Source organism: Pseudoalteromonas sp. S3431, from assembly GCF_000690035.1.
Lineage (GTDB): Bacteria > Pseudomonadota > Gammaproteobacteria > Enterobacterales > Alteromonadaceae > Pseudoalteromonas > Pseudoalteromonas fuliginea.
Genome location: NZ_JJNY01000043.1, coordinates 12,781 through 27,523, shown reverse-complemented (window position 1 = coordinate 27,523; position 14,743 = coordinate 12,781). Strand labels below are relative to the sequence as shown.

At 37.7% G+C, this 14,743-nt stretch carries 16 protein-coding genes; 14 read left to right on the top strand and 2 right to left on the bottom strand.

Going from position 1 to position 14,743, the window contains the following annotated elements; all coding sequences use genetic code 11:
• Positions 1-13: 13 nt before the first annotated feature.
• From DO88_RS08425 to DO88_RS08485, 13 genes are all read left to right on the top strand, one after another.
• Positions 14-754, top strand: coding sequence for an SURF1 family protein (locus DO88_RS08425; RefSeq protein ID WP_033039606.1), 741 nt, complete (start codon positions 14-16; stop codon positions 752-754).
• On the top strand, positions 744-1,238 hold the full coding sequence (locus DO88_RS08430; RefSeq protein WP_033030257.1) for a hypothetical protein: 495 nt from the start codon (positions 744-746) through the stop codon (positions 1,236-1,238). The genes DO88_RS08425 and DO88_RS08430 overlap by 11 nt, the downstream gene beginning before the upstream one ends.
• Positions 1,239-1,266: 28 nt before the next feature.
• Positions 1,267-2,256: a COX15/CtaA family protein gene (locus tag DO88_RS08435; protein WP_033039603.1), complete on the top strand. Its 990-nt coding sequence runs from the start codon at positions 1,267-1,269 to the stop codon at positions 2,254-2,256.
• Between the two features lie 12 nt (positions 2,257-2,268).
• A complete protein-coding gene (gene cyoE / locus DO88_RS08440) occupies positions 2,269-3,198 on the top strand; it encodes a heme o synthase (protein ID WP_008138705.1) in 930 nt (309 codons plus the stop codon).
• Complete coding sequence (locus DO88_RS08445) at positions 3,195-3,812, top strand: SCO family protein (RefSeq protein WP_007376403.1); 618 nt, start codon at positions 3,195-3,197, stop codon at positions 3,810-3,812. The genes cyoE and DO88_RS08445 overlap by 4 nt, the downstream gene beginning before the upstream one ends.
• 165 nt (positions 3,813-3,977) lie before the next feature.
• Positions 3,978-4,250 (top strand): STAS domain-containing protein, encoded by a 273-nt coding sequence (locus DO88_RS08450; RefSeq protein ID WP_007376404.1) that lies wholly within the window; start codon positions 3,978-3,980, stop codon positions 4,248-4,250.
• A gap of 8 nt (positions 4,251-4,258) precedes the next feature.
• Positions 4,259-4,621, top strand: coding sequence for a response regulator (locus tag DO88_RS08455; RefSeq protein ID WP_007376405.1), 363 nt, complete (start codon positions 4,259-4,261; stop codon positions 4,619-4,621).
• 14 nt (positions 4,622-4,635) lie between these two features.
• Positions 4,636-6,723 carry a chemotaxis protein CheA gene (locus DO88_RS08460; protein WP_033039601.1) on the top strand — a complete coding sequence of 696 codons (2,088 nt, stop codon included), beginning with the start codon at positions 4,636-4,638 and terminating at the stop codon, positions 6,721-6,723.
• Positions 6,720-7,205 (top strand): chemotaxis protein CheW, encoded by a 486-nt coding sequence (locus tag DO88_RS08465; protein ID WP_033030249.1) that lies wholly within the window; start codon positions 6,720-6,722, stop codon positions 7,203-7,205. The genes DO88_RS08460 and DO88_RS08465 overlap by 4 nt, the downstream gene beginning before the upstream one ends.
• Positions 7,206-7,260: 55 nt before the next feature.
• On the top strand, positions 7,261-9,567 hold the full coding sequence (locus DO88_RS08470; protein WP_033039620.1) for a methyl-accepting chemotaxis protein: 2,307 nt from the start codon (positions 7,261-7,263) through the stop codon (positions 9,565-9,567).
• A 74-nt stretch (positions 9,568-9,641) separates the two neighbouring features.
• Positions 9,642-10,472, top strand: a complete 831-nt coding sequence (locus tag DO88_RS08475) for a CheR family methyltransferase (protein ID WP_033030247.1) — start codon at positions 9,642-9,644, stop codon at positions 10,470-10,472.
• A complete protein-coding gene (gene cheD / locus DO88_RS08480) occupies positions 10,456-11,073 on the top strand; it encodes a chemoreceptor glutamine deamidase CheD (RefSeq protein ID WP_007376410.1) in 618 nt (205 codons plus the stop codon). The genes DO88_RS08475 and cheD overlap by 17 nt, the downstream gene beginning before the upstream one ends.
• A gap of 8 nt (positions 11,074-11,081) precedes the next feature.
• The gene (locus DO88_RS08485) at positions 11,082-12,113 is read left to right on the top strand and encodes a protein-glutamate methylesterase/protein-glutamine glutaminase (RefSeq protein ID WP_033030244.1); all 1,032 of its coding nucleotides are present in this window, start codon (positions 11,082-11,084) and stop codon (positions 12,111-12,113) included.
• On the opposite strand, the gene DO88_RS08490 is transcribed toward DO88_RS08485, so the two are convergent.
• On the bottom strand, positions 12,110-13,141 hold the full coding sequence (locus DO88_RS08490; protein ID WP_033039597.1) for a polysaccharide deacetylase family protein: 1,032 nt from the start codon (positions 13,139-13,141) through the stop codon (positions 12,110-12,112). The genes DO88_RS08485 and DO88_RS08490 overlap by 4 nt on opposite strands.
• On the opposite strand from DO88_RS08490, the gene dinF reads away from it, so the two are divergent.
• Positions 13,121-14,455, top strand: coding sequence for an MATE family efflux transporter DinF (dinF, locus tag DO88_RS08495; RefSeq protein WP_084166028.1), 1,335 nt, complete (start codon positions 13,121-13,123; stop codon positions 14,453-14,455). The genes DO88_RS08490 and dinF overlap by 21 nt on opposite strands.
• A gap of 13 nt (positions 14,456-14,468) precedes the next feature.
• Here dinF and DO88_RS08500 read toward each other — a convergent pair whose 3' ends face one another.
• Positions 14,469-14,738 (bottom strand): hypothetical protein, encoded by a 270-nt coding sequence (locus DO88_RS08500; protein ID WP_007376414.1) that lies wholly within the window; start codon positions 14,736-14,738, stop codon positions 14,469-14,471.
• Positions 14,739-14,743: the final 5 nt, after the last annotated feature.

The following is a 14,743-nucleotide window of genomic DNA, read 5'->3' as shown; positions in this document are numbered from 1 at the left end:
GAGTTGACCCTTTATGCAGTTAGTTTTATGGCACAAACAAAAGCTTAGCTCACTAATCACACTTTGTATGGTTGTGGTTGTTGTACTTGTGTGTGTGCGATTAGGGTTTTGGCAGTTGGAGCGAGGTGAGCAAAAGCAGCAACAACTAACCGCCATTGCTAAGCAACAGACTCGTGGTGTGATGAGCTGGTCTCAATTACTTAACCTGCCTGATAGCTGGAACAAAACTGGTGTATTGGTTGAGTTAAAAGGGCGGTTTGTGCAAAACCAATATTGGCTTTTAGATAATCAAGTTTATAACGGGCAAGTAGGGTACGACTTACTTGCTTTACTAAAGCCAGACACCGAAGAAAAAGTGATTTTAGTTAATTTAGGATGGGTAAAAGCGCCTATATCTAGAGATGCACTGCCAAAGGTTACTCTGCCTACAGGTATTTTTATTCTTAAAGCGCAAATAAAAGAAAATAACTTAAGTAACTTTACGCTTGAAGATGAAACTACAAATAACGACTTACCTCCAAGAATCCAATCTATCGACTTGAATATGCTGAGCACTCAAAGCCAGCAATCATTAATTAATTTTATGGCTTACAGACAAGGTACTGGTGATGAGATTGCAACACCTCATTATGAGGCCGTTGTTATGAGCCCTCAAAAGCATAATGCCTACGCTGTGCAATGGTTTTTAATTGCTGTTGCATGTGCTGTTGTGGCTATTTTTGCGAGTAAAAAAAGGACACATAATGAAAAATAATCCCCTTTTGTTGTTTGTAGGTTGCTGCGCAATCCCATTGGTTTTGGCATATGGCGCATTAAAGTTTGATTGGTTGCCTACTGCAATTACTAATAATGGCGAGTTTTTAAGCCAAGAAATAAAACTTAAAAATTGGCCGCAAAATAATCCCAAACAATGGACTATCGCACTTAATTATTCAAACGAATGTAACACCCCATGCAGCGAACAGCTCAATGCACTTAATAATTTATATGTGGCACTTGGTAAAAACCAAGGCAAGGTTGATATGGCTGTAATGGGAAGCCCTGACAATAAAAATCTACCATGGAAAATTATTACCGAGCAACAGAGCTTAAATCCTGCAAGTTTATATTTAATTGATCATATGGGGTTAGTGGTACTTGAATATCCCTTTAAGGCCGAGCCACAAGAAAACCGTTTAGTACAAAAAGGGTTATTAAAAGATCTAAAAAAATTACTTAACTATTCTCGTTCTAGCTAATTAAGTTGAGCTTAAGTTGGAGTATCTGATGTATAAAAATTATAAAAACTTAGTATTAATAACAGGATTGCTCGCTTTGATTGTAGTTGCTTTAGGTGCGTATACCCGCTTAAGTGATGCAGGTTTAGGGTGCCCCGATTGGCCTGGTTGTTATGGCTTTTTAACGGTACCTAAGCATGAGGCTGACATAGCCTTAGCAACTCAAAGCTACCCCGATATGATGTTCGAAACCGCAAAAGCGTGGAAAGAAATGATTCATCGCTACTTTGCAGGTGCTTTAGGTTTACTTATTTTAGGTTTATTTGTGTTGGCTTTTTTAAAGCGCCAATATCCAACTACGCCAGTTAAATTGCCTTTGGCTTTACTTCTACTCGTGATGTTTCAGGCTGCCCTTGGTATGTGGACAGTAACCATGAACCTTCAGCCGCTTATTGTAATGGGCCACTTATTAGGTGGCTTTAGTATTTTGTCACTTATAACGCTTTTATATTTACGGCTAACCGCAAAACCCATTATGGGTGGCGATAGCGGCGCAAAACGCTATTTCGGTTTAAGTTTAGTAGCGCTCAGTGTATTAATTATCCAAATTGCACTTGGTGGTTGGCTGGCTGCAAATTACGCCGCTCCACATTGTAGTGGTTTGCCATTGTGTAATTACGCACAACCGTTTTCATTAAGTAGCGTATTTCAATTACCACTTGAGCACAGTAATTATGAGTTTGGTGTGTTATCGCAGCAAGCGCGTATGTCTATTCATTTATTACATCGTATTTGGGCACTGGTTACTTGCATCGTTCTGGCGCTAATTATGTGGAAAATATACAGCCAAGCGTACTCTAAAAAAATTAAAAATTGCGTTGTGAGCGTATTACTTGTCCTGCTTTGCCAAATTAGCTTAGGGCTTATTTTAGTACATTTGTATATTCCGTTGGGAGTTGCACTGGCGCATAATTTGATGGCTGCCATACTGTTATTAAGCATGGTTAGGTTGTGTTATTACCTAAAATCACGCACATAAAGGGGAAATATAATGGCACTTATAATTGATAAAAAAATACTGCTACCCGTTAATACTCAATCGCTAATTTCGCGTACTCATAGTTTGCTGCAAGACTACTTAGCAATTAGTAAATTTAAAGTGGTAGCCATGCTGGTACTAACAGCTTGGGTTGGTTTAGCGCTGGCTCCCGATGTAGGACGTGGTATGGCTGTACAGTTTATTAGCTTGTTAGGTATAGGGCTACTTTCTGCTGCTGCAGCGGTTATTAATCACGTGGTTGATAGTGAGATAGACTCAAAAATGGCAAGGACTCGTCATCGTCCTGTGGCTAAAGGGCGTTTAAGTAAAACACATGCGCTTAGTTTTGCAGCTGTTATTGGGGTTGCGGGTTTTATTATGCTAATGGTGTGGGCTAATACCTTAACCGCTATATTAACGTTATTTGCATTGGTAGGTTATGCATTTGTTTATACATCATTTTTAAAGCGTGCTACACCGCAAAATATTGTTATAGGTGGGTTGGCTGGCGCAATGCCTCCATTATTAGGTTGGGTGTCAGAAACAAACCAAATGGCAGCAGCCCCTTGGTTACTTGTAATGATAATATTTACCTGGACTCCGCCACACTTTTGGGCGCTGGCTATAGCACGAAAAAGTGATTATGAACGCGCTAAAATCCCTATGTTACCAGTAACCCATGGTATCGATTTTTGTAAAACCTGCGTTGTTGCTTATTCTGTTTTACTCGCTGTTGTTTGCGTATTGCCTTATTTAATCGGTATGTCTGGAGTAATTTATTTAATAGGCGCATGTGTATTAAATGCAGTGTTTATATATAAGGCGGTCAAATTAAAAATTGCTGGAAATGATGAGACTGCAATGGACTTATTTCGTTTTTCGATTATTCATTTAATGGTACTCTTTGTAATCTTATTTATAGATAAATGGCTCCCTTTATGAAGCAGTTATGGCTTGGATTAATTGTTGTTTTAGTTTTGTTTTTATCAGCATGTTCAAATGAAAATAGTCCACCAGATGTAGATGCATTAGTTTACGAAAATGCAAAGCCACTGTCTGATTTTACGTTAAACGATCAGCGCGGCGAATTAGTGACTAAGCAACAATTTTTAGGACAGTGGAATTTAGTATTTTTAGGCTACACAAGCTGCCCAGATATTTGTCCATTAACACTAGCTAAGTTAAATGCTGTTTATAAAAACTTACAGGCAGATTATCCGCTACAAGTTTGGTTTTTATCGGTTGATCCAAAACGCGATACACCAGCTAAACGAAAGCAATATATAGATTACTTTAACCCTGATTTTTTAGCTGTATCAGGGGAACATAAACACCTTTTTCCTGTTGTTCGAGAGCTTGGCTTAATTTACGCCATTAGCGATAGTAGTGAATCAGAATATGCAGTTGATCATAGTGCTTCGGTCGCTATGGTTGATCAAAATGGAGCCGTAAGAGCTATTTTTAAACCCGAATTTAAACAAGGTAGTGTGCCATTAATTAATGCGACGACTTTAACTGAAGAGTTTAAAAAAATAGCCGATTACTATAAAAACTAGTTTTTAACTTTTCATGTATTTTAAAGGAGCTTTATGCTCCTTTTTTTTGTTTTTCATTCCTGTTACAAAAATTAATTTAATTTTTTTAGGCCCTTTTATGGCATTTTTAATAACTAGGTCTAAGCTTTTATTATGAAATAAATTGACAAGGAATGCACTTACTAAATGTTAAAACTTCCACGTGAACTTGTCATTATGCAAGCTGAAACACTGCATCAAGATTTACTAAAAGAACTCAATAGTAATAATGATATTTGTCTTGATATTAGCGATGTAATGTCTGCCGATACTGCCTCAATTCAACTTTTATGTGCTTTGCAAAAACATCTGCTTATCATTAAGCATAAAATAATTTGGGTAGGGGCGAGTGAAGCATTAACACATTCAATTGAGCAACTCGGTTTAAGTCATTACTTAATACTTGAAAGTAAAGGTTAGGAATTCATATGAAAAAAATTTTAGCGGTTGATGACTCAGCATCAATGCGTCAAATGGTAAGTTTTACTCTAAAAACAGCAGGGTTTGATGTAATTGAAGCAAAAGATGGAAGTGAAGCGTTAGCTATCGCTAAACAACAAGATTTTGATGTCGTAATTTCGGATGTAAACATGCCAATAATGGATGGTATTACGTTGATTAGAGAGCTGCGAGGCTTACCTAATTATAAATTTACACCATTACTTATGCTCACTACAGAGTCGGGCTTAGAAAAAAAAGTAGAAGGTAAAGCCGCTGGCGCAACAGGTTGGATAGTTAAACCGTTTAACCCAGAACAGCTATTAGCCGTTATTAAAAAGGTTATTCGCTAGCGAAGGAGTATTGTGTGAGTATAGATTTGAGTCAATTTTTTGAAGTTTTCTTTGAAGAGAGTTTTGAAGGCCTAGATACTATGGAGGCTGAGCTTTTAAACTTAGTGCCAGGTGAGGAAGACTTAGAAACTATCAACACTATTTTTAGAGCTGCTCACTCAATTAAAGGGGGAAGTGGTACTTTTGGTTTTAGTTCTGTTGCTGATTTTACCCATGTACTTGAAACACTATTAGACCAGATCCGCCAAGGAGAGCGAGAACTTAGCACTGAACACGTTAATTTATTACTCAAAGCAGTTGATTGCTTGCGAGGTTTACTTGCCGCGCTTCAAGCAGATCAAGCGACTGATTTAACTGAAGCTAATGCTTTGCGGATGCAATTTGAACATGTGTTAGAGAAAAAAGACAACGTATTGGAGAGTAAGCCACAAAACGAAGCTGTGCTATCGACTAGCAACACATATCAAATTAACTTTAAGCCTCATCATCACTTATTTAAAACAGGAAATGAGCCGCTGTACATGATCAGTGAACTTGCTGAGTTAGGTGAATTAAAAACAACCGTTTTTTATGATTCAGTGCCTGATATTACGGAGTTAAGTTATGATGAATGTTTTTTACACTGGCGCTTTTTTTTAAATACAAGCCATGACGAAAAGGCGATAAAAGAAGTCTTTGAATGGGTAGAAGATGATGCAGAGATTACAGTTGAATTATGTGTAAGCTCATTTGATGATGAACAACCAGCTAGTATTTCAGATCATAACCATGATTTAGTTCTCTCAGAACAACCTGAAAAATTAGAAAAAATAACAACCTTACCCGCCAAATCAAAACCAAGTAGCAATAAAGATAAAAAAGTCGCTAGTGCGCCAGAGTCAACCTCAATCCGTGTTGGCATTGATAAGGTTGACTCATTAATAAACATGGTTGGTGAACTGGTAATTACTCAAGCTATGCTGAATCAGCTAAGTGAACAGGAAATAACATCAACTACGATTACGTCGTTGAAAGAGGGTTTAGCGCAACTTGCACACAATACACGTGACTTACAAGAAAACGTAATGCGTATTCGTATGTTACCAATTAATTTTGTATTTAGTCGCTTTCCTCGATTGGTACGCGACATAGCACAAAAGCTAAATAAGAAAGTCGAGCTTAAGTTGATTGGTGAGCAAACCGAACTTGATAAAACCGTAATGGAAAAAATTTCAGATCCTATGGTGCACTTGCTTAGAAACTCGCTTGATCATGGGTTAGAAACCGTAGATCAAAGAGTGCTTGCAGGAAAAAATCCAGTGGGAATTGTCACGTTAAATGCATTTCATCAAGGCGGTAATATTGTTATTGAGATAATGGATGATGGTCAAGGCCTTAATACCAAAAAAATTAAAGAAAAAGCAATCGCAAATGAGTTAATTACAGCCGATAGTAATTTAACGGACAATGAAATCAATGAACTAATTTTTATGCCTGGCTTCTCTACTATGGATGAAGTGAGTGAGCTATCGGGTCGAGGTGTAGGCATGGATGTTGTTAAGCGTAACATTCAATCTTTAAATGGTTCAGTTGAAGTAACATCGGCCCCTGGTATTGGTTCAACATTCACAATTCGATTACCGCTTACGCTAGCTATTTTAGATGGTCAGCTCGTTAAAGTCGCTCAACATACCTATATTATACCGCTCATTTCGATTGTTGAGTCATTACAAATTGATATCACAAAAGTAAGTCGAGTGGGTAAAGACCTTGATGTACTCAGACTTCGAGATGAATATATTCCTATTTTACGTCTATACGCTATTTTTAATCATCAAAATGCGATTGAGTCTTTAGATAAAACATTACTCGTAGTAGTTGAAACTGATAACCAAAAAGTAGGACTTTTAGTTGATGATTTATTGTCTCAGCAACAGGTTGTGATTAAAAGTTTAGAAGCTAACTATCACAAAGTTGATGGCGTATCGGGTGCCACTATTTTAGGAGATGGGCGCGTATCGCTGATTGTGGATATTAGTGGCTTAATAAAGCTCTCAGGTTTAAAAAAACCAGGCAGTCAAGAACTAACCATTGAAACGCAAGCCACTTTGGAGGCGTTATGAACTCAGCGCAAAGCCAGCTCAGTAACCAATTAAACCTGCAGCAGCAGCAAGGAGTGAAGCAATTTTTAACTTTTATTATGGCTGATGAAGAGTACGGCGTTGATATTCTAACAGTACAAGAAATTCGTAGCTGGGAGGAAATTACAGTACTACCTAACGCACCTGAGTTTGTAAAAGGCGTAATTAACTTGCGGGGTACAATTGTGCCAATTATTGATTTACGTTTACGGTTTGGCTTACCAAGTACTGATTATGGACCATTGACAGTGGTTATTGTTATAAAAATAGAGTTTGAACAGGGCAGTAAAATTATAGGTATTGCAGTAGATGCAGTCTCTGATGTTTACAGTATTGTAGAGCAAGATGCTAAAGCTGTTCCTAGTTTATCTGAATCAAATAATTGTGAGTACGTTGCTGGGTTGGTCAATGTGGGCGATAAAATGGTGGCGTTGATCGACTTACAAAAAACAATGAATATTTAGTTTATAAAATAACTAAATAAAGTAATAAAAAATAAACTTAAAGGTGGTGATGGGCATGGGATGGTTTAGTAATCCAAAACAGTCAGAATCAAGTAATGATTTAATTGTAAGCGCATTAAACAAGTCATTAGCTGTGATTGAGTTTGAGCCAAGCGGGATAATAATTACCGCAAATGCTAACTTTCTTAGCGTAATGGAATACCAATTAGAAGACGTACAAGGACAACACCATTCTTTATTTGTAGATTATGATGATGCTAAAAGTAATGACTACAAAAATTTTTGGCAGCGTCTTCGTAATGGCGAGTTTATTTCCGATGAATTTAAGCGTTTTGCTAAAAGTGGTAAAGAGGTTTGGATTCAGGCTACTTACAATCCAATTATTAACTCTGAGGGCCAAGTACTCAAAGTCGTTAAACTTGCTACAGATATCACAGATCAAAAGTTGGTATCGGCAAATGTTGCCGGACAAATTAGTGCAATTAGTAAATCCCAAGCGGTTATCGAATTTAGTTTAGATGGCAGTATTATTAGCGCTAATGATAATTTTTTAAATGCTCTTGGTTATCAGCTTGATGAAATTAAAGGTCAGCATCATAGATTATTTGTCGCACCGGAATATGCAAATAGCAATGAATACAAAGAGTTTTGGACTAAACTTGGTCGAGGCGAGTTTGATTCAGGTGAGTATTTACGAATAGGAAAGCAAGGCCAAGAAATTTGGATACAAGCCTCTTATAACCCAATCTATGATATGAATGGTAAGCCTTTTAAGGTTATTAAGTACGCTACAAATATTACAGCGCAAAAAGAGCTTGAAAAAGCTTCTAGAAAGGCAGCCGATTTAGCTAATGCCCTAAAAGTTTGCCAGGCAAATGTAATGATTGCCGATGAAGAGCTTAATATTATTTTTGTGAACGATTGCGTTCAAAAAATGCTTAAAATACGAGAAAAAGAACTGCAAACAGTATTACCAAACTTTTCTGTAGATAATCTTATAGGTACCTGCGTTGATGACTTTCATAAGCACCCTGCGCACCAACGTGAGTTACTAAAAAATTTGGATAAACCACATAAAGCTGAATTACTTTTAGCAGGTGTTACTTTTACCTTAATAGCTTCACCTTGGATTAGTCAAGAAGGTAAAAAGTTAGGCACAATTGTGGAATGGGAAGATAGGACTGCTGAAGTTGCTATAGAAAAAGAAATTGCGGCGCTCATTAGTGCAGCAGGTAAAGGCGATTTAGATACAAGAGTTATTGAAAATGGAAAAGAAGGATTTTTCTTACGTTTAGCTCAAGGGCTAAATAGTTTAGTTAAAATTGTTGATGATGCTGTCGCCGATACTGGAGATATGCTTGATGCTATGGCAAATGGTGATTTGTCAAAACGAATCGAGAAAGAATATAAAGGCTCATTTGATAAACTCAAACGTGATGCAAATACGACAGCAGATAAGCTCACCGAAGTTATAAATCGGATAAATTCATCGGCTACGTTAGTTGCAAGTGGCGCTGAAGAGATATCTCAAGGCAATGCTGATTTGAGTCAGCGAACAGAAGAGCAAGCCTCGTCACTTGAAGAAACAGCATCAAGCATGGAAGAGATGACCAGTACCGTTCGCCAAAATGCTGATAACGCAAAAGTAGCAAATGATTTGGCAGAAGAAACCTGTGAAAAAGCAATACAGGGTGGCGAAGTCGTTAACAGAGCTGTCACGAGTATGTCGGCGATTAATGAATCAAGCAAAAAAATTGCTGACATTATTGGGGTTATTGACGAAATAGCATTTCAGACCAATTTATTGGCGCTTAATGCTGCTGTAGAGGCTGCTAGAGCTGGTGAACAAGGGCGAGGCTTTGCGGTTGTTGCAGGGGAAGTTCGTAACTTAGCTCAGCGCTCAGCAGGCGCAGCTAAAGAAATTAAAGAATTAATAAGAGACAGTGTAGGTAAGGTCGCTGATGGTTCTCAATTAGTTAATGAATCAGGCGCTACACTGAAAGAAATTGTTGTTTCAGTACAACGAGTCACACAAATGATTTCTGATATTACAGAAGCATCCGAAGAGCAAAGCGCCGGTATTGAACAGGTAAATAAAGCTATTTCACAAATGGATGAAATGACTCAACAAAATGCTGCTTTAGTAGAGCAAGCCTCTGCCGCTGGCGAGTCTATGGCTGAGCAGGCAAATGAAATGCGCCGGTTACTCAACTTTTTCTCTTTAGGTCAGCAAGATATAGCGATGATTTCACCTACGATGCGAACGCCAACGCTATCTCAAAGGCCGCAGAATAATTATATTCGCAGTAAAACGCGAGGAGATAATTTTGTTGACTCGGCAGATGAATGGGAAGAGTTTTAACAACTCACCTTCTCGGCCTCGTTGTTATGTAATTACATTGAGGCATTGCTTGTTGGCTTGATTGAGAGTGAATAATGAAAGAGTTTTTATTTACCGACCGAGATTTCAAAGAGATTGCCGATCTTGTTTATAACGCATGCGGAATTGTATTAGGTGAACATAAACGAGAAATGGTTTATTCGCGTTTAGCAAGACGTATTAGAGAGCGAAACCTTGTTGATTTTAAATCATATTTAGCTTTCTTGAAAAAGAATAAAGATCAAGAGTTCGATGCCTTTATTAATGCTATAACAACGAACTTAACATCTTTTTTCCGTGAAATTCATCATTTTGAATTTATTAAATCTGAACTTATCCCTGTCCTTTTAAAAACAAATAAGCACAGCAAACGCGTGAGATTTTGGTCTGCTGGTTGCTCAACTGGGGAGGAGCCTTACAGTTTAGCAATGACATTAAATGCTGCATTTCCGAGTGATTGGGATGTGAAGATCTTAGCCACAGATTTAGATTCAAACGTGTTAGCAAAAGCGCAAAGTGGCATGTATACCGCTGCAAATGTTAATGGACTCAGTGAGCAGCAGCTCAAGCGTTGGTTTTTAAAAAGTAAGGATGGTGAGGCATATAAAGTAAAGCCAAAATTGCAGGAATGTATAGCGTTTAAACGTTTAAACTTATTACAAGAGTGGCCAATGAAGGGTCCTTTTGATCTTATTTTATGTCGTAATGTAGTTATTTACTTTGATAAAGAAACGAAAGATCAGCTTTTTGAACGCTACGCTAATATATTGAGTGAGCAAGGGCATTTGTTCTTAGGTCACTCAGAAAGTATGGGTAAAGAGCATTCTCAATATAAAAACTTAGGTAAAACGATGTATCAAAAGGGCAGTAATGCACGCGGAATTTAGAACAGTATTACCTAGCTTTGAGCATATTAAGCGGTATTGGGATTCAGGTCGGCAGAGCGTTGTTGCCAAAGTGCTCCCTGGTGAGTTCTATGTGTCAAAAAACAATGAACTTATCTCAACAGTACTCGGTTCGTGTATTGCGGCTTGCGTTTATGACGAAGTACTAGGAATTGGCGGGATGAACCATTTTATGCTGCCAATTCAAAAAGGAGTGGAGCTTAATAATGCACATAGCTTAAGTTGTCGTTACGGTAACTGGGCTATGGAATATTTAATAAACGAAGTGCTAAAAAATGGAGCTTCACGTCGAAACTTAAAAATTAAGCTGTTTGGTGGGGGGAAAATTATTAGCGCGATGACTGATATCGGTTTGGGTAATATTAGTTTTGCTACCGCTTATGTTCAAGAGGAAGCCCTTAATTTAGTGGCGCATGATATGGGAGGCCCTTGGCCAAGGAAAATATTTTTTCATCCCCACACTGGTAAAGTTCATATGAAAAAGTTGAAAAACCTACATAACAATACTATTGAGAAGCGTGAAGTTCGTTATTTACAAAGCCTTAAAAAACAAGATGTAGTTACGGATATTGAACTGTTTTAGGTGTGTTTATGATTAAAGTACTCATAATAGATGACTCTCCTTTAATTAGGCGATTACTCACTGACGTTTTACAGCAAGCTGAAGATATTACAGTGGTAGGTAGTGCTGAAGATCCATATAAAGCACGAGAAATGATTAAACAACTTAACCCTGATGTACTTACATTGGATGTAGAGATGCCAAAAATGGACGGTATTAGCTTTTTAAAAAATCTAATGCGCCTAAGGCCAATGCCTGTAGTGATGATTTCTACATTAACACAAAAAGGTTCACCAATTACATTAGAGGCACTAGAGCTCGGTGCGATTGATTTTATAGCTAAACCAACGGCTAATATAAAAGATAAAATAAGCCAATATGCGTATTTAGTTCAGCAAAAGGTACGAGTAGCCGCTGGTGCAAGAGTTAGAAGTTATAAAAAAGCGTTACCATCGAGTGATCCTTTACCTATCAATGCTCAGTTTTTATTAAATAAAGTTATTGCTATAGGCGCATCAACCGGGGGTACTGAAGCGATTAAAGAAGTATTAATAAAAATGCCTATTAATTGCCCGCCGATTGTTATTACTCAACATATTCCCCCTGTATTTAGTACTTCGTTCGCTTTAAGGATGGATCGTACATGTATCATTAGTGTTAAAGAAGCAGAGCAGGGTGATAAGCTAGTCGCAGGTTGCGCTTATATTGCTCCTGGTGGTTTGCATTTAACCATTAAAAAATATGGGGGACACTTATATTGTGAACTTGATGATAATGAGCCTGTAAATCGGCATAAACCAGCAGTGGATGTATTGTTTAATTCATTAGTAGAAATTAACGCTAAGAATGTTGTGGCAGCGTTGTTAACCGGAATGGGGAGTGATGGCGCAAAAGGATTGCTCGCTTTAAGGGAAGGTGGCGCGTACACACTAGCTCAGGACGAATTTTCGTCTGTGGTTTGGGGAATGCCAAAAGCTGCTGTGGAGTTAAACGCAGCAAACGAAGTTGTTGCGTTGGATAAGGTAACTGAGCGGCTATTGAATCAGGCTATTAAAGTTTAATTATTTTCAATAACCCACGGCTGTGAGAACCAATAATAGTCACTCGGGTTTTTAATCGAAGGCGCAGTGCAATTAAAGCGAGAACGGCCATTATTTAGCTCTTTTGGAGAAGTGACTTCAACCGTATTTTTACTTATCCAATTTAAGCTTGCTTGGCCAATATTTGAGACATAGCAGGCAAACTGTGTTTTATGAAAATCTCCCATTTCAAACTCTATGGTTAGTGTTGGTGGGTTTTGTGTTGTCACGCTATCTTGATACGTTAACTTTGTAATATTAAAAGCATGAGAATTTAGTTTTGTGATTAACGTATCTAGTTTACTGTAAAACCCAGAAGCTGGGAAACGCGGCAAGCGACTGAAGTTTGAGTTTTTATTCACCGCCCCAGAGTGTTGACCAATACCTATAAAGCCAAGAACAGTCACAAGAGCTTGTAATTCGTTATTAAATTCACCATACGGGTAGGCTAAATATTTGTAGTCTTGGCCAACCTCTTCTTTTATACGTTGTTGTGAATACAAAATATCTTGTTTGATACGTATTTTCCACTGGGCATCCGTTTCGTTATCAAGTTTAATATGCAAATAATCATGTTGAGCACTGTGGTTGCTTATAAGCGCGCCCTTTTTGCTAAGCTCTTTGAGTTTATCCCAGCCCATTACATAACTTTGGCCTTCATCAATTAATTTTGGATTTACAAAAATAGTATATGGATAATTAAATTTCTCTAAAATTGGCGCTGCTTCGTCGTAATTGTTGTTGTAACCGTCATCAAAAGTGATTGCGATGGTTTTCTCAGGTAATGTTTTACCTTGCTGAAGTGCATTTATTAGTTCATTAAGAGGAATAACGTTAAAGTTATGCTCTTTCAAATAGCTTAAATGTTTAGTGAATGTATTCGCGCTAACACTCGTTACGGCAGGAAGGCTTTCACTAACATGATGGTATTGTAAAATAACAGCAGCTTGAACGCGTAGAGATACACTAATGAGAGAAAATAATACTAAATGAAACAATTTCTTATACATAATAAAGCACACCATAAAAGCTTGTTGTTGTTAGCCGGTCCGATGATTCTATCAAATATCACAGTACCACTGTTAGGAATTGTTGATACTGCTGTCATTGGGCACTTAGGGAGCGCTCACTATTTAGCGGGTATTGCGCTTGGTTCTGCTGTTATTTCTATTTTATTTTGGCTAGCGGGATTTTTAAGAATGAGTACGACTGGCATGGTCGCTCAGGCTTACGGAGAAAATGATTTAACTCAATTAGCCGCCTTACTTAAACGTAGCTTATTACTTGCAAGTCTTGTTGCTGTAATACTTATCGCTTTATCTCCTTTGATAAAACATGCTATTGCATTTTTATCTGCTGCTAATAGCGATGTACTCACACAAGCATATCAGTATTTTAGTATCCGCATTTTTAGTGCTCCAGCAGCATTGTGTAATTTAGTGTTACTGGGTTGGATGCTTGGTGTACATTACGGGCGAGGGCCATTTTATTTATTATTAGTAACAAACATAGTCAATATAGTACTCGATATTTACTTTGTTGTTTACCTTGATTGGGCGGTTGCTGGTGCTGCATGGGCGTCACTTATTGCTGACTATACCGCACTAATTTTTGCACTTTTTTTAGTGGTTAAACTAGCTAAAAAACAAGATATTGAGCTAAATGTACCGAATTGGTTGAGTATTAGCAAAATGGCTGAATTATTGAGTTTGAATCGCGATATTTTTATTCGCTCTTTAATACTGCAATTATGTTTTAGCTTTATGACATTTTATGGTGCACGTATTGGCGAAACGACACTCGCTGCTAACGCTGTGCTACTTAACTTTTTAATGTTAGTTAGTTTTGCTTTAGATGGTATTGCATATGCTAGTGAGGCAAAAGTAGGGCAAGCAAAAGGCCAGAAAAGTGTAAGTAATATCGAGTTATGGGTAAAAATCAGTGTATTTTGGGGAATGTTGTTTGGATTGTTGTATAGCCTGTTTTTTGCCGTTTTTGGTGCCCAAATTATTATGCTTTTAACCAATGTGCCAGAGGTTATTAATGAGGCGAGGCTTTATTTGCCTTGGGTTATTGCACTTCCATTACTTGCTATGAGTTGTTTTTTATTTGATGGTGTTTTTGTGGGTTTAACACGTGCAAAAGATATGCGTAATAGTATGCTTTTTTCGGCTACAGTTGGATTTTTTGGGGTGTTTTGGATATTTAACGAATTACAAAATAACGGACTATGGTTAGCTATGAGCTGTTTTATGTTAATGCGGGGCGTGACTTTGATTATTAAATACCAAAGGCTTAAAGAAAATAACAAACTATTAGATTAAGTGCGATGATTATTTATTTCCATAAATCGGGATCGTGATTTTTTGGGCCAATGCCTTTAATGACTTGTGAAAAGCGGTTAGCAAAAATCCCGCAATAACCCCAAGCTGCAAAAAACAGTGCAGGGACTAAAATTGCAACGCCAATTATTTGCAAACTGTAGTGAGTGTAATACCCAAGGGAGATAAATACCACGGCTAGCACAAATAGTGCTAAGCCGCGAAAAAAGCGCTTTAAGCTAAGTTTAGGGTTACTCCCTAAACGATAGATAAGTGGCTTTAGCATTTATA

Bases quoted from the DNA above. Each gene is read 5' to 3' on its own strand.
- DO88_RS08425 (WP_033039606.1), top strand. From the start codon at position 14: ATGCAGTTAGTTTTATGGCACAAACAAAAGCTTAGCTCACTAATCACA.
- DO88_RS08430 (WP_033030257.1), top strand. From the start codon at position 744: ATGAAAAATAATCCCCTTTTGTTGTTTGTAGGTTGCTGCGCAATCCCA.
- DO88_RS08435 (WP_033039603.1), top strand. From the start codon at position 1,267: ATGTATAAAAATTATAAAAACTTAGTATTAATAACAGGATTGCTCGCT.
- cyoE (WP_008138705.1), top strand. From the start codon at position 2,269: ATGGCACTTATAATTGATAAAAAAATACTGCTACCCGTTAATACTCAA.
- DO88_RS08445 (WP_007376403.1), top strand. From the start codon at position 3,195: ATGAAGCAGTTATGGCTTGGATTAATTGTTGTTTTAGTTTTGTTTTTA.
- DO88_RS08450 (WP_007376404.1), top strand. From the start codon at position 3,978: ATGTTAAAACTTCCACGTGAACTTGTCATTATGCAAGCTGAAACACTG.
- DO88_RS08455 (WP_007376405.1), top strand. From the start codon at position 4,259: ATGAAAAAAATTTTAGCGGTTGATGACTCAGCATCAATGCGTCAAATG.
- DO88_RS08465 (WP_033030249.1), top strand. From the start codon at position 6,720: ATGAACTCAGCGCAAAGCCAGCTCAGTAACCAATTAAACCTGCAGCAG.
- DO88_RS08470 (WP_033039620.1), top strand. From the start codon at position 7,261: ATGGGATGGTTTAGTAATCCAAAACAGTCAGAATCAAGTAATGATTTA.
- DO88_RS08475 (WP_033030247.1), top strand. From the start codon at position 9,642: ATGAAAGAGTTTTTATTTACCGACCGAGATTTCAAAGAGATTGCCGAT.
- cheD (WP_007376410.1), top strand. From the start codon at position 10,456: ATGCACGCGGAATTTAGAACAGTATTACCTAGCTTTGAGCATATTAAG.
- DO88_RS08485 (WP_033030244.1), top strand. From the start codon at position 11,082: ATGATTAAAGTACTCATAATAGATGACTCTCCTTTAATTAGGCGATTA.
- dinF (WP_084166028.1), top strand. From the start codon at position 13,121: ATGAAACAATTTCTTATACATAATAAAGCACACCATAAAAGCTTGTTG.
- DO88_RS08490 (WP_033039597.1), bottom strand. From the start codon at position 13,141: ATGTATAAGAAATTGTTTCATTTAGTATTATTTTCTCTCATTAGTGTA.
- DO88_RS08500 (WP_007376414.1), bottom strand. From the start codon at position 14,738: ATGCTAAAGCCACTTATCTATCGTTTAGGGAGTAACCCTAAACTTAGC.